Raw genomic sequence first — 23,570 nt, forward strand, 5'->3', positions numbered from 1 at the left:
GAATAGAGCCAGGTAATCAGCAGATACATCCACACCTGGTTTATTGACCCAAGGGCAAACAACACAGCAAATACCCCGTTGACCACTCCGAAGAATAGAAACCCCGAAAGGCTGCCTGAAATCACATCATAAACAATCCCATGACCATCTGGTTAAATCATGGTGTCTGCACCTAATCCTCATGCTTAAGAGTAGTAGAAGGAGAATCAACCATCCATTACAAATCCAATCACTGTATCCTTCAGAGTTGAATAAACTGAAACCTTTAATCGAAGGATTTCGTTTAGAATAAGGCGGTAGATAAGTTTGTTGATTTGAGGGGGAAAATAAGGTCATGGGAGCATCATCATTGCCGCAGCGATCTGCGACACGGAATAAGAAGAACAGCCGGAAGAAAAAGAAAAGAGGGTTCTTTCGGACATTGTCGAGATTGCTTACGGTATTCGTACTTATATTAATCGCAGGGGGCTGCTGGTTCTATCTAGCCCCTTCAGCCAAGAGTTTTCGTTATTTGGTTGCTGATACCTTGATTACGACTCAACACCGTTACCTGGCTAAATATATCATTGGCGAAGCGGAATTAAAGAGCCGAGTATCTGACTATAATGCTTTGTTTGAGGAGATGGGGGAGGAAGAGGACACCCACACGATAGTCCCGGAAGATACATCTTCGGTAACCGCCGTGAAACCTCTGGTTGAGATTGAACATGTATCAGGTACTGGTTATTCCGGATATGTCATGATTGTTAATGATCCGACCAAGGTACGTTTGGGTGTTCCGGACAAGGCCGGCTCCGGGGAGAAGGTCTCTAGCATGGTGGAACGAACCGGAGCGATCGCCGGAGTCAATGCAGGCGGATTCGCAGATCCTAATTGGAAAGGCAACGGATTTAAGCCGATTGGTGTTGTAATCTCTCAAGGTAAGCTGTATTACAACGGCCTCGGCGGGAAAGAATCGACACAGATCGTCGGACTGGACAAACAAGGGAAGATGATTGCCGGTAAATACACGCTTGAAGAGTTAAGTGAGCTTGGAGTGCAAGAGGCGGTTACGTTTCAGCCGCGGCTCATCGTTAACGGTAAAGGTCTGATCAAAAATGCTGCAGACGGATGGGGAATCGCACCGAGAACAGCCATGGGACAGCGCGGTGATGGAGCCATAATTTTTGTCGTAATCGACGGACGGCAGCCCAGCTACAGCATAGGCGCGAACCTGTATGACGTTCAGCAGATCCTGTTAAAACATGGTGCAGTGATCGCAGCCAATCTCGATGGCGGTTCTTCTACTGTTCTGGTGAAGGATCATGAAATCCTCAACAAACCTTCATCGAAATATGGCGAGAGGTATTTGCCCACTGCTTTTTTAGTGTTTGAACACCCGGAACAGGTTGAAATTCCGAATATATGGGAAGGTCTCGACCCTAGTACGATCGATGCCGGTAAGAAGAAGTAATACATTCCAGGGTAAGCATTACACTGAAATATGGGCTGTTCTTAGCTGATATTAGCTATAGAACAGCTTTTTGCATTCATAAAAAGTTAGAATAAATACCATTTTCTTCATGGATAATGTTGTCAGCCTTACTATATGATTAGGTGTATCTTATACATAATGAAATGAGGGAGTCTTACATCCATGAAGAAATTAGTCAATTCCATACTTATCGCGATTATGCTGCTGGTCACTGCCTTTCCATTGAGTGCCGCTGCGGCGGGCCTAAATCTTAGTTCAGTTGTAAGTTTCAGTGGTTTCGATACTTCAATGACAGTAGGAGAAGTTTCGGATTTTAATGTGCAGATTACAGATTGGACGGTTGAAGGAATCATGAATTTTAATTACCTTCCCGTTTCGTCCGATTCATCGGTGGTCCGCGTGAAAGCGGTTGGTGCGTTATATTCTCAGCTTGAAGCAGTGGGGCCGGGGACTGCTACTATAACCATTGATGCAGGTCATGGCTATGAGCCCTACAAGGAGACACTCACGGTGTATAATCCCGGGGAAGAACCAGTGGATGATACGATCTCAGAAGAAGATTTAAATCCTATGCTTAATGATCTGGTGGATTATGCCGATGCCATAACAATAATTGAACCATACGAGACGAAGGCAGTGGAAGGCTTTAATAAATATTTAGTTGTCACCAATAGTAATCGCAAACAAGCTTTTACCTCCTTAAATACTGTTGTAATCCCGAATTATACTAAGTTTGTAGTCGAACTTAAGAAAATAATCCCCCAAAATGAGGAACTGGCAGCTGTTCATAAGCTGTATCTGGATGGTGCGAAGCTTCAGCTTGAGGGGATGCAGCTTATGAAGACGTCATTGTCTAAAACAACGATCAATAGGACACAGTATACTGCAGCACGTAAAAAGGTAGTCGCAGGAAGAACTATTCTGGAAAAAGCAATTAAAGAAATTGAAGCCTATGGAGCTAAATATTCGTTCTCAGAGTAAGACATTCTAACTTCAGAACAGTGATGAAAAACCCGCGCTAAGCGCGGGTTTTTGTTATCCAAAAGCCATCATTATATATCATTAAAGTAAAAACATGGAATCACATACTATTTCCGTAGAATTACCTATTTGATTGGATTACAGGATATCTATAATTATGGTGTATTCACTTGAAAGGAGGAGGCGTTGCTTAATCAAGAACAATGCGAGTATTTGAAACCGCTATCATTTTGTATTTTCGAAGATTCGCACATATTACTTCACCCACAATAAGAGGAGGATTACAATGCGCAACAAGTATTTTGTATGGTCACTGGTCGTGACTATGCTGATCACAAGCTTGTTCCTGGCTGCCGGACCACTCGGTCCTGTATCAGCGGCCGGTGGACCGAACCTGACTCTGGGCAAAACTATTACATCAAGCGGACAATCACAAACATATGAACCTAATAATGTAAAGGACAACAACCAAGCTACTTACTGGGAGAGCACGAACAACGCCTTCCCTCAATGGATCCAAGTCGATCTAGGAGCAAATACAAGCATTGACCAGATTGTGCTGAAACTGCCTGCGGGCTGGGGCTCACGGACACAAACCTTAGCTGTACAAAGTAGCACGAATGGTTCAACGTTCACGAATATTGTTGGCAGTGCAAACTATGTGTTTGATCCTGCGGTTAGTGGCAATTCGGTTATCATCAATTTCACTGCAACAAGTACCAGATACGTTCGCTTGAACGTTACCGCGAATACGGGCTGGCCTGCTGCACAGTTATCCGAATTCGAAATTTACGGTGCAGCCACAGCGACACCAACACCAACTCCTACAGTCACACCTACACCGACACCAACGGCGACTGTAACACCAACTCCTACATCTACAGTGACTCCAACACCAACGGCAACACCAACTACGACGCCTCCACCAAGCACTTCGAACCTTGCTGTAGGTAAGACAATTACTGCGAGTTCCACCGTATTTTCATTTATTGCCACAAATGCGAATGACGGTAACATAAGCACGTATTGGGAGGGAGCAGGCGGTTCTTATCCGAACACATTAACTGTGGATCTCGGTGCGAATGCCAGTATTTCGTCCATCGTCCTGAAGCTTAATCCGGATACAGCCTGGGCGACACGGACTCAGAACATTCAAGTTCTTGGACATGATCAATACGGAACCAGCTTTAGCAACCTGGTATCCGCTGCAAATTATACATTTAACCCGGCTAGCGGTAACACGGTAACCATTCCGTTGTCAGCTACTGCCAGTGCAGTTCAATTGAGAATCACGTCCAACACGGGATCTTCAGCCGGGCAGATTGCTGAATTCCAAGTTATGGGCGTACCAGCTCCGAACCCGGATCTGATCGTTACAGGACTAACCTGGACACCTTCAGCACCCATTGAGACCAATGCAATTACCCTGAGTGCAACGGTTAAAAACAATGGAACGGGTGCATCTGCAGTGACAGATGTTAACCTCTATCTGGGAAGCACAAAGGTAGGCACCGCTTCCGTAGGCGCATTGGCAGCCGGCACATCCGCGACGGTATCTGCCAGCATTCCAGCTCAAAATGCAGGCACCTACACCGTAAGCGCGAAAGTGGATGAAGGAAACTCGGTCATCGAGCAAAATGAATCCAATAACAGCTTCACCAGTGCTAGTTCATTAACGGTTACCCAAGTTGCTAGCTCAGACTTAGTAGGAACAACTACCTGGGCACCTAGTAATCCGGTTGCCGGCAATGCGGTTGCTTTTACCGTAAATCTTAAAAACCAAGGAACGGTTGCTTCAGCAAGCGGTTCTCATGGAATCACAGTTGTTCTTAAGAATTCTGCAGGTACCACGCTTCAGACCTTTAACGGTTCGTACAGCGGCGCTTTAGCTGCAGGAACATCTGTTAATGTGTCCATTCCGGGAACCTGGACGGCAGTCAACGGTAACTATACCGTAACGACTACCGTTGCAGTAGATACCAATGAAGTGGCTACGAAACAAGCCAATAACGTGAACACAGCTAACCTCGTTGTATATGCATTGCGTGGTGCAAGTGTGCCATACAGCCGTTATGACACCGACGATGCCACTCGTGGCGGAGCAGCAGTGCTTAAGACTGCTCCAACCTTCGATCAAGCATTGACTGCATCAGAAGCCTCAGGACAACGCTACATTGCGCTTCCTTCGAACGGATCCTACGCGCAGTGGACAGTTAGATCAGGCCAAGGCGGCGCGGGCGTAACAATGAGATTTACAATGCCTGACTCAGCAGATGGCATGGGACTTAACGGTTCCCTTGACGTGTATGTTAATGGCGTTAAAGTCAAAACCGTTTCGTTGACATCCTATTTCAGCTGGCAGTACTTCTCGGGTGATATGCCTGGGGATGCGCCTAGTGCGGGTCGTCCGCTTTTCCGGTTCGATGAAGTACACTTTAAGATGGATACAGCTCTTCAACCAGGAGATACGATCCGGATTCAGAAAAATAATGGCGACAGCAACGAATACGGCGTTGATTTCCTTGAAATCGAACCGCTTCCAGCAGCAATCGCACGTCCTGCCAACTCAGTCTCCGTAACAGATCACGGCGCAGTGGCCAATGACGGTCAAGATGACCTCGCAGCATTCAAAGCTGCCGTTACTGCGGCTGTAGCCGGTGGTAAAACCCTGTACATTCCGGAAGGAACATTCAACCTCAGCAGCATGTGGGAGATCGGTTCGTCCAGCAATATGATTAACAATATGACTATTACAGGCGCGGGTTTCTGGTATACAAACATCCAGTTTACGAACCCAAATGCAGCAGGTGGCGGTATCTCGCTCCGTATTTCAGGGAAGCTTGATTTCAGTAATGTATATATGAACTCGAATCTGCGCTCCCGGTATGGACAAAATGCGATCTACAAAGGATTTATGGATAACTTCGGTACCAATTCCGTTATTCATGACGTATGGGTAGAGCATTTTGAATGCGGTATGTGGGTAGGGGACTATGCACATGTTCCGGCCATCTATGCTGATGGATTGGTTGTAGAGAACAGCCGTATCCGGAATAACCTTGCAGATGGCATTAACTTCTCCCAAGGTACCAGCAATTCAACAGTACGCAACAGCAATATCCGTAACAATGGTGATGACGGTCTCGCAGTATGGACCAGCAACACTAATGGAGCGCCTGCTGGTGTGAACAATACCTTCTCGTATAATACGATCGAGAACAACTGGCGTGCTGGAGGCATTGCCTTCTTCGGAGGCAGCGGCCACAAAGCGGATCACAACTATATTATCGATACCGTTGGTGGTTCCGGCATACGTATGAATACCGTGTTCCCAGGTTATCATTTCCAGAATAATACCGGGGTTGTGTTCTCCGATACAACCATCATTAACAGCGGTACCAGTAAAGACCTTTATGGCGGCGAGCGTGGTGCAATTGATCTGGAGGCATCCAACGACACGATCAAGAATGTAACCTTCACAAACATCGATATCATCAATACTCAGCGCGATGCGATCCAATTCGGATACGGTGGAGGCTTCGAGAACATCGTATTTAACAACATTAATATTAATGGAACAGGATTGGATGGGGTAACCACTTCACGGTTCTCCGGACCGCATCAGGGTTCGGCGATTTATACGTACACCGGCAATGGATCGGCCACATTCCACAATCTGGTCACCAGTAACATCGCCAATCCGAATATTAATTATATTCAAAGCGGATTTAGCCTCATCATTAATTAGGGGCGATAAGAGGGAGTTCTTCGGAACTCCTTTTTTAATTTTTTCTATATGGGATTTGCTTCATATTAAGTCGGGGAAGTGCCAAAATCGAAGGTCACCCATAAATATTATAATTACGTAAAATAATAATTTGACGAATAAATAACGATAAGATATTCTGAAATTAAGGAGGTCGCCAAATTATGGACAAACAGATGAGATCCCAATACATACAACGTATTGATGAGAAACTAACTGATCTCCCGTGGTACGTCACTGAATTTATCGACAGCCGCAAACGCAAGCTCTCACTAACAACGTTGTTGAATTACTGCCACGATTACATTATCTTTATGGATTGGCTGGTGGCGGAGAATTTCGTGATTGGTGAACGTAAAGAAATTGAATTACAAGTTCTCGAGAAACTTACCATTCGTGATGTGGAGAATTTCCTGTCATTCCTGGAGTATCAGTTGGGTAATTCGAGGCTTACGATCAACCGTAAACTATCATCCTTGAAGTCCTTATTTGACTATCTGCAGAATAAAGCCGAAACCGACGAGCTGCAGCCGTATATTAAGCGTAATGTGATGGCCAAGATGGATTTTAACCCGGTTAAAGAAACGCAGGAAACGATCGCTAACCGCATCGAAGGCAAAATCCTCAGAGAAGACGATTTCGAAGCATTTCGATTATTTATTGCCCACGATTACGGTGAAATTCATAAAGAGAATGCGAGAATCTATCGGTTCCATCAGTTTAACCGGGAGCGTGATACGGCAATAGTTTCTCTGATCCTTGGATCTGGGTTGCGGTTATCCGAAGCCGCCGGCATAAACCTGGAAGACTTGGATATGAACAAAGGTTTAGTGCGAGTGATCCGTAAGGGAAACAAGGAACAATATGTGTATTTCAGCAAGCAGGCATTAATGGATCTGGAGGCGTATCTGCAGATTAGGGAAATCAGGTATGTACCGGATAAAAAAGAGACTTTTTTGTTCATAGCAGCGCCAATTGGCCGTAAAGGCATCAGCCGGAGATTAACACCAAGATCCATAGAGAAATTGCTTGAAAAGTACGCCAAAGCCTTTGGGAAGCCATCATTAACCGTTCATTCGCTTAGACACTCATTCGCAACACGTTACCACCAGGAGAACAACGACGTCCCGAGGCTGAAGAATCAACTAGGGCATTCATCAATTCAAACTACAATGATCTACACGCATTTAACGGATGAAGAGATGCGTAAAGCCGTGAATAATATGGATAAGTGAGATCAGTCTAAAACACATAAATAACAAAGCTAAATCCGCAGCATTATGCGGTTTCTTTAATACTTGTTCACAAAACCCGTATTTTGTACATATGTACATATCGAAGAAATCAGTCTCTTTATCACATTGTTAAATATATTAAAACTGAATTTTCTTTATATCGTTAAGTTTCTCTTTAAGTTTAATCAGTTCACGTGAATCTAATATTAATTTATTTATAGACCCTATATGCTTTAGAAGTTTTTCAGAAACAGTTAATATTGTCTCATAGAACTCTTCTATTGTAACAAATTCGCTCCAGAAAAATTCGCTTTGTGCATGTGGTACTTTTTCAATCATATTGGGCACAAGCTTTTGTTTTTCTGCTCTAATCTTAGAGACCTCAACAATATTATCATGTAATGCAAATTCAAACCATATATTATCTGAATCAGGTTTGAATATCGTAGCAAAACCGTATTCTTTTAAATAGACTATGGCTTCATTCAACAATTGAACCCAAGTGATTAAAAATTCACCTTCATATGGTATATCTCTATCGACAAAACCTTCTTCTCTACCATTAAACTTAAGTTGAATTTGTCCAACGATAGTGTTTAAGTCATTCTCAAACTCATACAAATCATTTACTATTGATATCCGTTTAATTTCACAGTCAAGTATTTCATATTCTATTTGAAACATTAGATACCTCCTAATATCCAAAATCGGATAATTTTAATTTATAATCACCCCACGCTGAACTAAATCCTCCTTCAGTTAGGTTTACTGTAATGTTCTCGCCAAATACACTTGTTGTGTAATTACCATTTGTGACACCATTGGCCAATGCTTTATTATAAGCTTGGTTCGCTGCATTTGCGATCGTTATCTCTGACCAACTTTTGTGTCACTGAACACGGCTTCGTAACTTGATTATAGTAAGCCCGAAAGCGTATCTCGTGAATTTCACTCTAGCGTCGCGGTCAGACGATCACGCGGTAGTGAAGATGAACAACGCCGCTTCGGAAGCGGCGCTCACCGAGCAGCTCGAGCCGCATGCTGAGGTTGTCCGGAAATGCTCGCTTTCCTCCACCCAAGATAATCGGATTAACAAGCAGATGACACTCGTCGATCAGTCCTGCGCTCATCGCCTGCCCAGCAAGCTCGGGACCGCCAATAGTAATGTCGGCTCCTGAAGACTCCTTAAGCCTCCGAATCGCATCAGAATCGAATTCGCGCTCGATCTTAGTCTTGGCGCTTGACACCGCTTGAAGCGTACGGGAATATACGATCTTCTCAGCCGCTCGCCAGATCTGCGCGAATTCCTGCTTTACTTCCGGTTGGTCGCCGCCGGCGTTCGCCGTCTCCCAGTACACCATCATCTCGTACATTCGACGTCCGTATAAGTAGGTGCCAATCGTCCGCTGGAAGTCAGACCAGAACGCATACGTCTCGTCATCGGAGATCCCCCACCCTAAATTGCCTTGCTCGTCCTCAGTGTAACCGTCCAAAGATACGTTAGTAGCGTAGATCAGTTTAGACACTTCTATACCTCCCTCCAATTATAAGTCCCTCGTCCCCAAATGACAGTGACGGCAGTACTCAGAATTTCTTAGCACTAAGAAAATACATTATTTCTCAGTATACAACTTTATTTGCTTAGTCTATCACTTTATTTTTCAGTCTAGAACTCTAGTTAGCTTAAAGACTCAATCGATGTTCGGACGAGATTTCCCAACGATGATAAAGTATTCATGTCTATCACACTCCCGTCCGGCCCGATCTTCTTAGTGACAATGCGCACTGCCCGCTAAAAGGGCCAAGAAGCCCGCTCATCGAGCGGGCTTCTTGGCCTTTGTCTTCTTGGTTTTTATCTTTTTGCTCTTGTTCAACTGCTGGTACTTCCTCCACCATCGTTCGATCAGGCCATGCCAGCGATAGAACAGGGTGCTTCGAGGAGATCTAAGGATGACTCCGAAATCTGGGTCACCGTAAACCTCCGAGCCGAGGACATGAATGGAGTCGTGGAGCGAAGACGTCAGCAGGAACCGGCCCAGTTCATCCGAGGACTTGAACGAGCCCAGACGCTCCACGATACGATCCTCGGCTTCCTGCAGCTGGCTGTCCCAGCCGGGGCTGGCTTTGACAGCCGATGGGATCCGGGACCATGGCGTCACTCTTTGGAGATCGAGCCCTTGGGACTTATACCACCGCAGGGCTTTTCTCAAAAAACTTCGATGAAACCGAAGGAACGAAATACCATCGCCCGGACGCACGTCCCGATTCATATGGCTCATATGCCATTGGGCATGCTCATCCATAAGCCTTTGGGGAAAGTTGGGGATCTTCGCCATATGCTTCATCCTCTTTCTGAATATACATTCGTTTTTGCATTTTCATATGATGCTTCTTTTTATGTATATGTAGTAAGCTGGCGTTAGCTTGGGCGATAGCCCCCTCCCCATTTGTCCCCTGTACTTCGTTTATGACTTTAGTATCAATGAATATACGTTCTTGTCCTCTTATATTTTTGTTGATTTATTAACACGTCGTTTTATATTTATCACTTTAACGGCTCTTTGGACGGATACGCCCTTCGTGATCATGCTTGTCTGGCGTTCCAAGAGGCTCGGACCCTTGACGAACTTTAGATAAGCAAACGTACGATTAGTGAAGAGAACAGAAGAATTGTAAGCATGAAACAGACATTTAACCTAATACTGAAATGACGAAGGTTCCGAACTTTTCTTTTGCACTTCGTTTTTATTATTAATTTCCATACTGTTCCTCATTCCGTCACTCGAACCCCACCCTTTAATTGTGATATATTCAAACGAAGCAAGTTATTTATCAAAATTTATGCTTCCGAATCCATGAGACCGATGAATTTCCGGATGGGCTGTCGTCTATATAAACGAAGGCATAAATGAACACAAACTAATTTGACAAAGAGGTGTTGTGAGAATGGCATTAACGTCCGCATTCACGAGCTTAAACCTGCCTGTAAAAAACGTAGAACAATCGAAAGTGTTCTTCACCGGACTCGGATTCGAGCTCAACACGCAATACCCCGAGAACGAGATTTCGGTAGCCATCGTGATCGGCGACAACCTGCAGGTCATGCTGATCGATCAAACATTCTTTAATACGCTCACGGAGAAGGAATCCGTCGATACGAGTAAGTACGCGCAGCTGACGATCGCATTGGCCTTTGAGAGCCGGGAAAAGGTCGATGAAATCGTGAATACTGCGGTCTCTTTGGGCGGGAAATTGCACGCTGAACCTGAAGATCATGGGTTCATGTATCACTGGGGCTTCGTGGACTTGGATGGCCATCTGTGGGCTATTAACTACATGGGCATGGATGCGGCACAAGGTTAAGGCTAACGGAGAGTACGCTCGTATTAGGGTTCAAAAAAAGGACGCCGGATATTTTCCCCGGCGTCTTTTTCGCGATGATTAGTTTTGTTCGGTATAGGTTTTGAAATTGTCCATGATCGCTTGCCAGCCTGCTTGCTGGAACTCGACGGGATTGGAGCTTTCCGCGTCGAACGTTTCAACGACCTTCGTCTCATTCACTTGATCGACGAAAGCAATATCCACTCTTCTTCCGTCTTCCATGGTGTAGCCGATCGCCTCATGCTGATTCACGACATCGTAAACGCCGCCAAAATCAAAGCCCATGCTGCCATCCTTCGCTTCCATTCGTGTCAGAAACTTGCCGCCGACCCGCAGATCGTTTTCGGCTCTCGGTGTATGCCAGTCCTCGGAAGCTTGATTCCACTTTGTGAGGTGATCCGGCTCGGTCCAATAACGCCATATCTTCTCGACAGGGGCCTGAATCACGGCTTGCACAGTTACTTTCGTCGGTTCATTCGTTTCCATTTTAAATAGACACCTCTCTCTGATATTCGTTGTTTAGTTATTCTCATTGATATAGACGTATGCCAAAGACGAAATTCATTGGTCCATTCGCTCAGGCAGCCCAAATCGCGTAAATAATGGCGTATGAATGAAGTTTTGAACGTGCAGGATTTGATTTTCTTTGGTTTCGATAACATGGATGCCCCACGGTACCAGGCCAGAGCCCTCTTTGCCCGGCATATACTGGGCCAACGCCGGATAACCGCCGTTCACCGTAATGGGCACAAATCGCGAACCTTCGCAATGCCAGCGAGTAAGCGAATAGAAGGCGGATAAATCTTCCTTGCCGCGGATCCACATCTCGAAGGGCGGCATTGACATGCAGCCTTCCTCGTGAAACAACTCGACGAGCGCATCAATATCGAATTGCTCGAAGGCCTCTACATACCGGGCCAGCAGTTGCTGCTCCGGTTGAACGTCCATACTGCTGAGCTCTTCCGAGCGAAGCTGCGCACGTTCCATCGTCTCTCGGGCTCTTTGCAAGGCGCTGTTCACCGCTGCCGGCGACATCGCCAATGTTTCCGCGATCTGCTTGGAGGACCATTCAAATACATCCTTCAAAATGAGTACCGCGCGCTGCCGTGGAGGCAAGGTCTGCAGGAGCGCGATGAAGCACAGTCGAAGGGTATCTCTGCGGACGAGTCGATCCTCCGGATTGCCCCCAAAGTCGGGAGACGGCCAGATCCAGGCAGAGTCCGGTAGCGTGTCGCGTGGCTCGACGATGGCGACGGCCGGGTCGAACAGGTCAACGGGAAGCACGCGGCGTTTGGATTGTCTCAGCTTGTCCAAGCACAGGTTGGAGGCAATCCGATAGACCCAAGTTTTGAACGAGGAATCCTGTCTGAACGTGCTCCAGCTCTGCCAGACCCGAATACTCGTCTCCTGAACGGCATCGTCCGCATCGTCCATGGAGCCTAGCATTCGGTAACAGAACGAGGTTAACCCCGGCTTCAAGCTTACAAATAATAGTTCGTCAAATGCGGTCTCGTTCATCGCGCATCGCGGCCTCCCTTAAAGATCTCCCCGGAGGGGGTACCTTCATTATATGCAATGAAGCGGACAGCCTCAAATATTTCTGTTGCTCCAGTCAACTTACCTTCACCCTTGCCTTTACAGTAAGCACATGATATTTAACATAGTTCAAGCATGTTTACAGTCACATCCGGAAAAAATTTAACTGTGTTACGATGTATCTTATTACTCTAGAGAGTTTTAAAAATGTCAACAACTTGCGAAAGAGGTGCGTAATTGAAACTTCCAACCATCCAATTCGGACATATTAAGTCGAGAGTTCCTGTTATTCAAGGTGGAATGGGTGTAGGCATATCCTTAAGTGGACTAGCGGCTGCTGTAGCTAATGCAGGTGGGATCGGTACCATCTCAGGTACAGGGATCACTTCCGAAGAGCTGAGAATGCATATTCGCAAAACAAGAGAACTCTCTAAAGGGATGGGCCATATCGGTGTGAATGTACTCTTCGCAGTAAAGGATTTTGCCGAAAAAATGAAGGTTGCTTTGGAAGAAAAGGTTGACTTTATTATTTCCGGAGCCGGAATTTCCAGAGATATTTATGCTTGGGGTAAAGAATATGGTACTCCTGTGGTAACTATCGTTTCATCCGCTAAATTAGCCAGAATTTCCGAAAGACTTGGTGCTTCTGCAGTCGTTGTGGAAGGATTCGAAGCTGGGGGACATTTAGGTACAGATAGATCCATGTTTGATATTCTTCCTGAAGTCTTAGAGGCCGTTTCGATTCCGGTTATTGCTGCGGGTGGAATTCTGACAGGGGACGATATCGCCAAAGCCCTTCAGATGGGCGCATCGGGTGTTCAAATGGGTACCCGTTTCGTGGCTAGCCATGAGTGTGATGCTCCCTTAGCCTTCAAGCAAAAGTATGTAGATGCTCAGCAAGGAGATACTGTGCTCATCAAGTCTACGGTAGGTCTAGAAGGTAGAGCGATTCGCAATGAATTTACGGACCGGATCAGTGATGATGCCAAATTAAAGATAGTCAAATGCTATGATTGTCTAAAGGTTTGTTCACATCGCTTCTGCACCATGGAATCCCTGCTTACTTCCCTTAGAGGAGATGTGAAGAACGGTTTGGTTTTTGCTGGATCAAGAGTTCATGAGATTAAAGAGATTTTGTCCGTACAGCAGATAATGGACAATTTAATGAATGAGTATCAAGGGGCATTGAACCCGATTACTTAAAGTTGTAACAAGTCATAAAAGCACGACTAACCACTTAAGCTTGGATTTCCGAGCGTAAGTGGTTTTTATTGAGGTACAACCGCATTGTATATCTCTTTATCCCCTACCTATTGGTAAAGGTGAATGGATCGGAAAATGGATGCCATTGATTAATTCTCTGCTTCTATTAGCAGTTCATTCATTAATGCACTTTCTTTAATAGAATTCAGTTCTTCCTTGCCGTGACAAGAACCTGCGCGTATGACGTGTCAATGTTGTGAAGGTTTTGAACACTCGCTAAGGGATATGCATTCAAAAGCACGATATCGGCATTCTTACCTGTTTCTAAAGTGCCCATTTCATTGAGTCGCCTCAGAAACTCAAACCCTTAAGGGTCGTCATTTGCAGAACATGAAGCGGTGAGATCCCAACTTTCTCAAGTCATTCTTCACCAATAAGTTCCTTGCACTAAACAGGAAAGAACTATAGAAATTCTATCATTAAATTGGTTTTGAACCACTAATTAGACTATTGATTTTGGTGATCCTCATGTCCTTCGTGGCCCTCATGTCCAACATGTTCGCCATTGTTGTTCGTGCTTAGACTGCAACCAGCCACCATAGCCATGATGCATACAATCATTAAACAATACATTATTTTCCGCATTGCGTAATCTCCTTTCGTGATACTTACCCTGGTCAGTTTATTATTTATTTATCCCGGCTTCCTTCAACCATTGCTGCAACAGGGTGAAATCATCTATCTCACCCAGAATAATATTTCTGATGCTTCCCTCTTCATTAATAATAAAAGTAGCGGGAAGTGCAGTAACACCAAATGCTGTAGATATTTTTCCGGTAACATCGATAGAAGCAGGAAACGAAAACTGGTGATCCTTCAGATATTCCAATACTGTCCCTTTGGATTCTCCAACATTGATGAACAAAGTCTCTACTTGAGATCCCGAGGCCAAGTGAATTTCATTCAACAGTGGCATTTCCTGCACGCATGGCTTGCACCAGGATGCCCAGAAGTTGAGCAGAATCTTTTTCCCCTTGTAGTCGGACAAGCGAACCTTTTCACCATTCACAGTGGTAGCAGCGAAATCAGGAGCGGTCGCTCCCACTTGAATTCTCCCGGATAGAGTTTTATGTGGATTACGAACAGATTCCCATACCACAATCACGCTAGATACAACAACCACGATAACAACCAGCCAGGCAACCCTCCGGCGTATCTTCATATCAGACCCAAACTATGGTGAAATGCCGCATATAGAGAACCGAATTTAGTCCGGAAATCTTCCGTCTTACCTAAACCCACATTTCTTCCCTGGCTGAGAAAAACAATCTGATCGGCAATTTGATCAGCAATCTCCAATTGATGTGTTGAGAAAATTATGGTATGTCCTTCTTTTCTTATCCCTTGAAGAAGTTGAACAAATTCATTCATCCAGAAGGGATCAAGCCCGTTTGTTGGTTCATCCATAATTAACAGCGGTGGTTTGGCCAGTAGCGCTTGGGCAAACAAAACACGCTGACGCATTCCTTTGGAGAACGTGTTGACCAGAACATTCTGTTTATCCTCGAGTCCTACAATGGCAAGGACCTCTTCGACTCTGGATTTCCGCTTGGGCACCTTGCGAAGCGCCGCCCAAAAATTCAAAGCCTCCCCTGCCGTTAAACCTTGGCTGAATTGATAATCATCTGGCATATATCCAATCTGTCTTGAGAATTGCTTGCGCGACTTGCTCCATTTAAGGCCGCTCACAGTTATTTCACCCGCCGTCGGCTGGAGAATACCGGCAATCAGGCGCAGAACAGTGCTTTTGCCAGCCCCATTGCCGCCACAAAGTGCAAGTATGCTGCCTCCGGGAGCTTGAAAGCTGATGTCCTCCACTAAGGTCTGATTCTTTATAATCTTGGAAATATCTTGCACACTTATTAATGGGCTATCCACGGACACGTCCCCTTTCCCATATCCAATACACGAACAGGATCGAAATTAGTATCCAGATCAGACAAACTCCCAGAAACAACAGGCTACCGTTGGATCTTCCAATCCATTCTACCCACTGATAATACTCAGGTCCTAATACAGACCCTCCACCTAGCTTAATCACAACGAATAGACGCACTAGTTCCGCCGGGTTGAGTATCGTGAAGACCACTAGCAATGGCTTTATCCAGAGATACGGCATTAAACCTAGACCCGCGATCAGAAAGGTCGGCCAGCCAATGACTGCAAAAAACCAAACAGCAACAGATATAGTCAATGCTTGCCAGCGGTTGCGGGATAATGAGCCAATAAACAAAGCGATCGTCAAAAATAACACAACAAGTCCGGAGGAAAACGCCAAAAAAAGGAAGTAGGTGGTGGAATCAAAGGCTATCCCGACTAATCCGCTAATCACTCCCATCAGCCCATAGCCAATAGCCACAATGATGAGTAGTACGGCAGTCAGTCCCATATACTTACCTAGAATAAATGACAGCGTACCTGTCGGGTAGGTCGATAACAATTGCCAACTGCCATCTTCTTTTTCCGAGGTTAACGAGAAAGAACCCAGAAACAAAGTCATGAGTGGAAGCAAGTACAGAATCAGGCTTAACATGGAACCTGTGACGGCTGTATAGCCTTCAACTGCATTTTGTGAATTAATCAGCAGAAGGCCCAGACTGAACGTGCAGAATAGGCCCATAAAAGAATACGCCCATGGATTACGGAACCCCATTTTAAATTCTCGGCGGGCCACTTGCAGCATGTCATCCATAGTTACATGCCCGTTCCTTGGTCTGAAGGCGTCCCCTCTTGATCTTCAGACATAGGCTCGTCCATTTGACCGTCGCTGCCTTGCATATCCATATCCATCATATCCTTATTTTGCTTCCATTCATGGGCTTCCAGATCTTTAGCTGTCAATACAGTACCTACTCCTTGCTCTTTTACAAAGGCTTCGGCTGAGTCGGAGTCTTTAAAACTGATTATCCCATAGGCCATAGGAGTGCGCAGAGACTCATCATAAACATAGCTGGCTTTGCTGAATTCAATCCATTCTTTATTGTTGTAGTCCCGGACAAAGTCCATTCCGATGTTCTTTAGTCCATTCTTTTTCTTCCATTCATTCATGCAGCCAATATCGTCGAACTTATAATTCTTCCCGTCTTTAGTTGTCAGTTGTGTGGAAAAAGCATCATCCTTCACTTGCATGTTGCATATCACGCAAATATCGACGGCTTCATTTATAGCCACGGGTTCGTATTTCTTCCCCCCACAAGCTGACAAAACTAATAGACCCAAAATCAATATGAACCCTACACTCCATTTTTTCATAACCTTAGTACCCCCAAGTATATTATTGTGACCACTGAAAGAAATAACAGCAGCCAGCCTGTTACCATTACCGATCTCTGACCTTTATCTGCTTGCCCCTCAGTAGTAGCTGCCTCCAATTGCATGGACGGCTCCGGGTCAGTAGACCACTGCGATTTACCGCTGGTAAACATGCTGCTTAAAAATGTCATCCCTGGTGATTGGAAAAAAAGCTGATAAGCAGCATTCTTGGAGACTAACTGCTGGTAGAACGGATTAATGGCATAAGGAAGATCGCTTACCCCATCACCTGTAAGATCGAGACCCTCGAAAGAGTCCCAAAAGTTCCCGGTCATCTCGTTATTCTTGCTCCCAGTTGCCTGTGCCTCTATAACATTCGCTACAAAGCCATTGCGCTGAAACCGGTTGTCTTCTGCCTCCTCAAATAGAATACCGATGTAATTCCGCAACACCAGATTATTCTGGAGACTATTATTCGAAGATTGCTGCATATAAATGCCCACCCGATTCCCTTCCACTACGTTGTTCATGATTTTGGAGGTTCGCACATCATAGAGCAGAATACCTTGAGAATGGACATTCTGGTTCTGCTTGCGAAAGGAGTTCCCGGACATTACAACATCAGTCACTCCCATTACCATCGCGCCTGTAATGTTATACTCTCCCACATTATTGGTAACTGAAGATCCATTAATGTACATGCAGTGGACACCGTAGCGTAGATAAGTGAGCTTGTTCTGATCCACCTTTGTATTCCGGCTGTTCTCCAGATAGATGCCATCCCGCAAATAAGAGATTTCATTCTCTCTGATATTTGTACCATGAGAATTATAGAGGTCGATGCCATTTCCTCTCATTCCCGGAGGTGTACCTTCAGGAATAAACCAGCTAATCTTGTTATCAGCAATAACTCCATCGTTAGCTTCATAGAGCATAATTCCAAAACCAGCAGTGTGAATTACTAGATTTTTCAATTCAACCTTATCGGCTTCCACCCGCACCGCCGTTGCTTCTCCGTCATTATTTTGTTGAATGTTAAGGTTCTCCAACTGCACACCATTTGCACGGATCAGAATAGCAACTTCAGTCTCCGATGAGGATGTGGTATTCAACAAGGTCACCTTACTCGTTCCGCTGATCTTCAGCTTCTTATCTATAATGATCGGAGCCAGATAAACCCCAGGAGCTAAGGAGATAGAATCTCCGCTCTTAGCCGCATCAATAATAGGCTGCAATGGAATCGCTTCCTGATTTCCCCCTGCACTGACTGTACCGCAATAGGAAGGAATTATCATACATAAGCAGAGAATAATCGTAAAAAGCATTGCAACCGGAAGGCGGGGATTTTGAGATTTAACCATTGTTCACCCCTCTTGTGATGGATTCTTCAGAGCATTATTCCCAATCCATGAAGGATATAAAAGCATATACATCTCACTATAATGAAAAGGAATCTGTACGCCTATAGCTCAATGTAGCTATGCCACAGAACAAGATGTGTCAAAATAGTGATTCATGTCACACATATACATTTATATTAAAACGGACTTACAGCGGACGTTGGTAATCGTCCGAAATAAGTCCGTTTTTGAGTGCATATCGTGTAAGCTGAACGCGATTCTGCACTTGTAGCTTCTGCAGAATATTCTTGAGATGATTCTTGACCGTATATTCAGAAATACTGTAATTATCCGCGATTTCTTTATTCGTCCATCCTATAGCTACTCCATTTAGAATATCCTGTTCTCTGAGCGTTAGACGGACATGAATTTCTTTCTTTTCAGCTAGAGAGATATCCTTCAGAATCTGATAGGCCACTTCCCGACTTAAAGGCACTTCTTCATTGACTATGGAATGTAGATACTTGAGCCAGGTTGAAGGGGCCAGATTCTTCATGAGATATCCTTGGGCACCACGTTTTAAAGCCTCTAGCAGGTGAATCAGGTCATCCGATACAGTAATCATTACAATCTTCACATATGGGAATTTCATCTTAATTCGCTGGGTAGCTTCTAGCCCGTCCATCTCGGGCATCTGAATATCCATGAGAATCAAATCCGGCAGCCATTGTGTCGCGAAATCTATCGCTTCATTTCCATTAGCTGCTGTCCCAACCACTTCAAAGCTTGAATCCAGTGATAAAATATCACAGATCGCTTCACGGGCATGTTCGTGATCATCGACAACCAGTACTCGCGTGTGTATCATTTCGATTTCACTTCTTTAACTAATTCAACACTTGTAATCAAATGATCCCGATGAAGCCCCATCGTCCAAGACATTGCCTCAGCTCGTTCCTTCATAATTTTTAAACCATAACGATCTGTATGCATAAAGGGATTGTCAACAAACCCCCGGCCGTTATCTTGAATCGTAACCTTCCATTGCTCTTTATCCCCCGCCCCCATAATCCAGCCCTGCACAGCATATGAATGCTTCTCCATATTCACCACAGCTTCACGAATGCAGGCAAGCAGCTCAATTTGTTCCTTTGGAGCTAGAGCACTATCCGGTATCGACCATTCAACATCAACAGGAAAGGGGACATCCTTTACCATCTTTTTCAATCTTTCATTTATAGACTCATGGAACAGAATCTTTTTATGAACAACAGATTCATCTTTCAATTCGGCTATAGCTTGTCGAACATACCTGTTCACTTCATGGACTGTCTTGCGGATCTGATAAATGTCCTGCAGGTGTTGCTCGTGATCCACCGCTTGCCGTTCCAGACGGTCTGCCTTCACAGAGAGCAGAAATAACGATTGTGCAATTCCGTCATGCAGTTCTCTAGCTAATTGCTCTCTGGCTTCAAGTGCTGCTGTTGTGGATCGTTCTGCCTCCAGCTCTGCCTGAATATTCTCCAGCATACGAAATAACTTATTTAGCAAGGTAATGCTGACCAGATAGATGATCAATGGCGTGAGCCAGTTCCCTAAGTTCATGGTAATAAAAGGCAATAAAAACTGATGCCTGATATATTCCCATAGCCCTAAAGTAATCGTTGGAATGAAAAGAATCATCCACTTAATCTGTCTATACGTCATTGGCACTCTTCTCTCTCTATGAGACTATGGAATCTTGAAATATACCTTAAAAATTATATCAAACTTCTGGCAGCAAGTCGCTAAAGAATCGATCATTCGTACCCGTAGGATATGCAGCCAAGAGAACCTGCTAAGTCGTGGATGGATATCCCTGTCAGGGGACTATTGTTTTATACTTCCACTAAATTTCAACTCAGGCTGCCCCATTTGTATCTTATTTGCTCCGCTTCTTGAACCATTCGTTCAATTAAGCAAGAAACGGTTGGAACATCTTTAATCAAACCAGTGACTTGCCCTGCCCATCCGAATCCTTCTTCTATGGAGCCATCATGTATCAGTCGTTGATTGGCTTCCCCACTGATTTCCCTTTTAAGTGCTTCATGTCCTGGCGCAGCAAGCTCGCTTGTCAAGAACTTCTCAGTCAAGTGACTCCGCAGCGCTCGGGCAGGCTGGCCTATGGAACGTTTGAGTATAACGGAATCTGCACATCCTGCCTCCAACAGTGCATTTTTATAGACAGGTGAAGCATTCACGCACTCCCGGGTCGCGATAAACCGTGTTCCCATCAGGATTCCCTCGGCTCCGAGCGCGTGGGCAGCCATCCAGCCACGGCCGTCCCCGATTCCGCCCGAGGCGATGACAGGTATTCGAACCGCATCGGCTACATCCGGAACAAGCACGATCGTCCCTGTCTCGTCACGGCCTACATGGCCACCTCCCTCATGCCCGACAACTATGACTGCAGAAGCACCGTGTTGCTCTGCCTTTTGCGCTTGTGTCCGGGAGGAGACCAGTACCAGGGTATGAATCGGCGTAGAACCCAGCATCTCTAGTATTGGCGCTGGATTCCCTCCAGAAATTGTGACCGCAGGGATCTCCTCTTCCATGACAGCCTGAACCATCTGAAGATGATCATTGCGATGCATGCCTATGGACAAATTTACACCAAAAGGCTTGTCCGTTAATGCACGTGCACGCCTGAGCTCCCACCGCAATGCTTGGACATCTGGAAGACTCATCGCCGTTATTTGGCCGAAACCGCCGGCATTGGAAACCGCAGCGGCAAGTTCGGCGTAAGCTAGATAAGCCAGTCCCCCTTGAAGGATTGGATATTGTATCTTCAGCATATCGGTTACTCTAGTATTCCAAATCATTGATAGTCCTCCGTATCCTCCAATAAGATGACCAAGTTCTGTACTTCATTATATGAAAAGGATAAGTACAATAAATGCAAGCATGAATCCGCCGGCTGCACAATCAGTCCGCGAAAATGCCAGCGCCCGGTATGAAGTGCGACCTTTTCCATTCCCGTACGCCCGTGCATCAATGGTCATCGCCAGCTGCTCCGCCCGCTGAATCGTCGTTATGAGCAGCGGAACGACTAATACCATATAAGCACGTACCCGCTTATGTCCTTTGACTGCCATGAGGTCATACCCTCTGGCCTTTTGTGCCAGAACCATGCGGTCCAGCTCCTCCATAATCGTTGGAATGAAGCGAATGGCAATCACAATCATCAGGGCAAAAGCTTCTACCGGAACCCCGCAGCGAGATATCGGCTTGCACAGATTTTCCAGACCTTTTGCCAGATCCAGCGGTTTTGTCGTAAAGGTCAGGACCGAAGCAAACGAAACCAGCAATAGGATGCGCCAGACAACGAAGATTCCATTCTCTATCCCTTCTTGCGTCACTTTAAGGATCGATCCCGGCCAGATCGGTGTTCCTTCGGTAAAGAAGAGATGATACACAAAGGTGAAGGCCAAAATGAATAGAATCGGCTTTATTCCTCCAAAAAATCTCTGAACAGGCACACGTGACAACCGCAGCTGTACACCTGCCAGAATCGTCATCGCTGCATAGCCGCCAACCGTTTTGAGCATAAGGCAGCATATCGTAAAGGCAAGAACGCTCAGCAGCTTCGTCCGGGGGTCAAGCCGGTGAACTAGCGAGTCTGCATTCATGTACTGGCCCAATACTAGATTATCCTTCATTCTGCTGACCTCTTGACTGCCAGATGGACTTTACCAGCCGCATGATATCTTCTTCCCTGCAGCTCGCAGGCTCAAGAATCTGGCCGGATAACGCCTCTATCATTATTAATAGCTGTATGGACTCCGGCAAAAGCAGTCCTGCTTGTTCCATAAGCGAGTTATGCTTCAGAAATAGCTCATCCGCATTCGAATGTGCCAATAACTGCCCCTTTTTAAAGATCATCACCTCGTCCGAATATTCGGCTACATCCTCAAGCTGATGTGAGATGAAAAGCACCGTTCGGTTCTTCTCCCCCTGCCATGCTTTAAGCTGCTTCAGCAGCGCTCTCCGGCTTACAGGATCAAGACCAGCTGTCGGCTCATCCAGAATCAGCAGTTCAGGCTCTGTGATCAGCACGGAAGCGATCGCGACAAGCCGCTTAAGCCCCCCGCTAAGCTGGAACGGATTCAGAGGGAGAAGTTCCTCTGAGACTCCAATCTGTTCCATCACCTTCTTGACGGCTTCCTCCTGTTTTTCCGGTGACTCTCCCTTCATTTTGGGGGCAAAGGCCAGCTCCTTATAAACCGTCGTCTCAAAAATCTGATGCTCCGGATACTGGAACACATAACCGATTTCCGGAACAACCTTCAATTCTCCTTTGCGGTCCCTCGGCATGGGTTGCCGGTTCTGCGTATATTCGCCTGTATAGAATGGAATAAGCCCTTTAAGCACTTTAGCGAAGGTGGACTTTCCGGCTCCGGTATGGCCGATGACCGATATCCATTTCCCCTCCTGAAAGGTACAACTTACCGATTGCAGAATATCTTCGCCGTTAAGCTTTACGCTTACGTCATTTAACTGATAGGCCATAAGCTGGTAATCGTCTCCTTCCAGTCCGTGCCCAAAGGGGCCTTTAACTCCAGTTCTTGATACAGTCTTACCGCAAAAGGAAGTGTGAGCCGATGTTCTTCCATGGAGATGCTGCTGAACAAGTTGTAAGGCGGTCCGTCAAAAGCTATTTCGCCTTTATTTAGAAGCAGAACGCGATCAGAGGACAAAATCTCTTCCATATGATGAGTGATATGAATGATCGTCAGCCCTTGCCGGTGAAGGGTATGCAGCACAGCAAGGACGTCTCTTCTGCCTATCGGATCGAGCATGGAGGTCGCTTCATCCATGACCAGAATCGAAGGCCGCATCGCTAAAATAGCCGCAATCGCAACCCGTTGCTTCTGACCGCCTGACAATTGATGCGGCATCGCTTCCGCATAATTCTCCATATGTACGGCGCTAAGAGCTTCATACGCTCGATGCGCCATTTCAGCTCTGGGGACACGCAAATTTTCCAGTCCAAAGACGACTTCGTCCAGAACGGATGTCGTGATGAATTGATCGTCAGGATTTTGAAACACCAGTCCGACCATCTCCCGAATCCTTCTGAGATCTTCTTGGTTCAAGGTATTTAAATGCTCCAGCTTGACCAGTCCTTCTCTTGGCTGCAGCAGTCCGTTCATTAGCTTGGCAAGTGTGGACTTTCCGCTTCCGTTCCCGCCAATGATGGAAATAAATTCGCCTTGGTGAATCTCGAAGCTTAGCTGACGGAGAACGGGATGCTCCCGCCGGTAATGATAATCGACTTGATCAAAAACAAGCATCTTCCTCAT

Annotated in this window: 22 protein-coding genes; 6 read left to right on the forward strand and 16 right to left on the reverse strand. The window is 45.7% G+C overall.

Annotated elements, in window-relative coordinates:
* The first annotated feature begins 334 nt into the window (after nucleotides 1-334).
* From ACAN55_RS01865 to xerS, 4 genes are all read left to right on the forward strand, one after another.
* Complete coding sequence (locus ACAN55_RS01865; RefSeq protein WP_379127235.1) at nucleotides 335-1,453, forward strand: phosphodiester glycosidase family protein; 1,119 nt, start codon at nucleotides 335-337, stop codon at nucleotides 1,451-1,453.
* A gap of 183 nt (nucleotides 1,454-1,636) precedes the next feature.
* Nucleotides 1,637-2,455: a hypothetical protein gene (locus tag ACAN55_RS01870; RefSeq protein ID WP_379127238.1), complete on the forward strand. Its 819-nt coding sequence runs from the start codon at nucleotides 1,637-1,639 to the stop codon at nucleotides 2,453-2,455.
* Between the two features lie 286 nt (nucleotides 2,456-2,741).
* Nucleotides 2,742-6,203 carry a discoidin domain-containing protein gene (locus ACAN55_RS01875; RefSeq protein WP_379127241.1) on the forward strand — a complete coding sequence of 1,154 codons (3,462 nt, stop codon included), beginning with the start codon at nucleotides 2,742-2,744 and terminating at the stop codon, nucleotides 6,201-6,203.
* A 182-nt stretch (nucleotides 6,204-6,385) separates the two neighbouring features.
* A complete protein-coding gene (gene xerS / locus ACAN55_RS01880) occupies nucleotides 6,386-7,456 on the forward strand; it encodes a tyrosine recombinase XerS (RefSeq protein WP_379127244.1) in 1,071 nt (356 codons plus the stop codon).
* Between the two features lie 138 nt (nucleotides 7,457-7,594).
* Here the strand turns inward: xerS and ACAN55_RS01885 are convergent, their stop codons facing one another.
* The 3 genes from ACAN55_RS01885 to ACAN55_RS01895 all read right to left on the reverse strand — a co-directional run bounded on the left by ACAN55_RS01885 (nucleotide 7,595) and on the right by ACAN55_RS01895 (nucleotide 9,792).
* Complete coding sequence (locus ACAN55_RS01885; protein ID WP_379127247.1) at nucleotides 7,595-8,140, reverse strand: hypothetical protein; 546 nt, start codon at nucleotides 8,138-8,140, stop codon at nucleotides 7,595-7,597.
* A gap of 281 nt (nucleotides 8,141-8,421) precedes the next feature.
* Entirely contained in the window at nucleotides 8,422-8,982 is a 561-nt protein-coding gene (locus ACAN55_RS01890) for a dihydrofolate reductase family protein (RefSeq protein ID WP_379127250.1), read from the reverse strand.
* Between the two features lie 288 nt (nucleotides 8,983-9,270).
* On the reverse strand, nucleotides 9,271-9,792 hold the full coding sequence (locus ACAN55_RS01895; RefSeq protein WP_379127253.1) for a hypothetical protein: 522 nt from the start codon (nucleotides 9,790-9,792) through the stop codon (nucleotides 9,271-9,273).
* Between the two features lie 610 nt (nucleotides 9,793-10,402).
* On the opposite strand from ACAN55_RS01895, the gene ACAN55_RS01900 reads away from it, so the two are divergent.
* Entirely contained in the window at nucleotides 10,403-10,819 is a 417-nt protein-coding gene (locus ACAN55_RS01900; RefSeq protein WP_379127256.1) for a VOC family protein, read from the forward strand.
* A gap of 78 nt (nucleotides 10,820-10,897) precedes the next feature.
* Here ACAN55_RS01900 and ACAN55_RS01905 read toward each other — a convergent pair whose 3' ends face one another.
* Nucleotides 10,898-11,323, reverse strand: a complete 426-nt coding sequence (locus ACAN55_RS01905) for an SRPBCC family protein (protein WP_379127258.1) — start codon at nucleotides 11,321-11,323, stop codon at nucleotides 10,898-10,900.
* A gap of 75 nt (nucleotides 11,324-11,398) precedes the next feature.
* Complete coding sequence (locus tag ACAN55_RS01910) at nucleotides 11,399-12,355, reverse strand: sigma-70 family RNA polymerase sigma factor (RefSeq protein WP_379127261.1); 957 nt, start codon at nucleotides 12,353-12,355, stop codon at nucleotides 11,399-11,401.
* Between the two features lie 255 nt (nucleotides 12,356-12,610).
* Between ACAN55_RS01910 and ACAN55_RS01915 the strand changes: the two genes are divergently transcribed.
* Entirely contained in the window at nucleotides 12,611-13,576 is a 966-nt protein-coding gene (locus ACAN55_RS01915) for an NAD(P)H-dependent flavin oxidoreductase (RefSeq protein WP_379127264.1), read from the forward strand.
* A gap of 685 nt (nucleotides 13,577-14,261) precedes the next feature.
* Here the strand turns inward: ACAN55_RS01915 and ACAN55_RS01920 are convergent.
* The 11 genes from ACAN55_RS01920 to ACAN55_RS01970 all read right to left on the reverse strand — a co-directional run bounded on the left by ACAN55_RS01920 (nucleotide 14,262) and on the right by ACAN55_RS01970 (nucleotide 23,570).
* Nucleotides 14,262-14,798 carry a redoxin domain-containing protein gene (locus ACAN55_RS01920; protein WP_379127267.1) on the reverse strand — a complete coding sequence of 179 codons (537 nt, stop codon included), beginning with the start codon at nucleotides 14,796-14,798 and terminating at the stop codon, nucleotides 14,262-14,264.
* The gene (locus tag ACAN55_RS01925; RefSeq protein ID WP_379127269.1) at nucleotides 14,795-15,514 is read right to left on the reverse strand and encodes an ABC transporter ATP-binding protein; all 720 of its coding nucleotides are present in this window, start codon (nucleotides 15,512-15,514) and stop codon (nucleotides 14,795-14,797) included. The genes ACAN55_RS01920 and ACAN55_RS01925 overlap by 4 nt, the downstream gene beginning before the upstream one ends.
* Nucleotides 15,507-16,328 carry an ABC transporter permease gene (locus ACAN55_RS01930; RefSeq protein WP_379127272.1) on the reverse strand — a complete coding sequence of 274 codons (822 nt, stop codon included), beginning with the start codon at nucleotides 16,326-16,328 and terminating at the stop codon, nucleotides 15,507-15,509. Before ACAN55_RS01930 ends, ACAN55_RS01925 begins: the two co-directional genes overlap by 8 nt.
* A 2-nt stretch (nucleotides 16,329-16,330) precedes the next feature.
* Nucleotides 16,331-16,888 carry a nitrous oxide reductase accessory protein NosL gene (locus tag ACAN55_RS01935; protein WP_379127276.1) on the reverse strand — a complete coding sequence of 186 codons (558 nt, stop codon included), beginning with the start codon at nucleotides 16,886-16,888 and terminating at the stop codon, nucleotides 16,331-16,333.
* Nucleotides 16,885-18,249, reverse strand: a complete 1,365-nt coding sequence (locus ACAN55_RS01940; protein WP_379127279.1) for a right-handed parallel beta-helix repeat-containing protein — start codon at nucleotides 18,247-18,249, stop codon at nucleotides 16,885-16,887. Before ACAN55_RS01940 ends, ACAN55_RS01935 begins: the two co-directional genes overlap by 4 nt.
* 187 nt (nucleotides 18,250-18,436) lie before the next feature.
* A complete protein-coding gene (locus ACAN55_RS01945; protein ID WP_379127282.1) occupies nucleotides 18,437-19,096 on the reverse strand; it encodes a response regulator in 660 nt (219 codons plus the stop codon).
* A complete protein-coding gene (locus ACAN55_RS01950; protein ID WP_379127285.1) occupies nucleotides 19,093-19,911 on the reverse strand; it encodes a sensor histidine kinase in 819 nt (272 codons plus the stop codon). Before ACAN55_RS01950 ends, ACAN55_RS01945 begins: the two co-directional genes overlap by 4 nt.
* Nucleotides 19,912-20,123: 212 nt before the next feature.
* The gene (locus ACAN55_RS01955) at nucleotides 20,124-21,089 is read right to left on the reverse strand and encodes an NAD(P)H-dependent flavin oxidoreductase (protein ID WP_379127288.1); all 966 of its coding nucleotides are present in this window, start codon (nucleotides 21,087-21,089) and stop codon (nucleotides 20,124-20,126) included.
* 48 nt (nucleotides 21,090-21,137) lie between these two features.
* The gene (locus tag ACAN55_RS01960) at nucleotides 21,138-21,926 is read right to left on the reverse strand and encodes an energy-coupling factor transporter transmembrane component T family protein (RefSeq protein ID WP_379127291.1); all 789 of its coding nucleotides are present in this window, start codon (nucleotides 21,924-21,926) and stop codon (nucleotides 21,138-21,140) included.
* Nucleotides 21,916-22,776 (reverse strand): ATP-binding cassette domain-containing protein, encoded by an 861-nt coding sequence (locus ACAN55_RS01965; RefSeq protein WP_379127294.1) that lies wholly within the window; start codon nucleotides 22,774-22,776, stop codon nucleotides 21,916-21,918. The genes ACAN55_RS01960 and ACAN55_RS01965 overlap by 11 nt, the downstream gene beginning before the upstream one ends.
* Nucleotides 22,761-23,570: an energy-coupling factor transporter ATPase gene (locus tag ACAN55_RS01970; RefSeq protein ID WP_379127298.1), complete on the reverse strand. Its 810-nt coding sequence runs from the start codon at nucleotides 23,568-23,570 to the stop codon at nucleotides 22,761-22,763. The genes ACAN55_RS01965 and ACAN55_RS01970 overlap by 16 nt, the downstream gene beginning before the upstream one ends.

It is taken from the genome of Paenibacillus oryziterrae, assembly GCF_042610485.1.
Lineage (GTDB): Bacteria > Bacillota > Bacilli > Paenibacillales > Paenibacillaceae > Paenibacillus_AQ.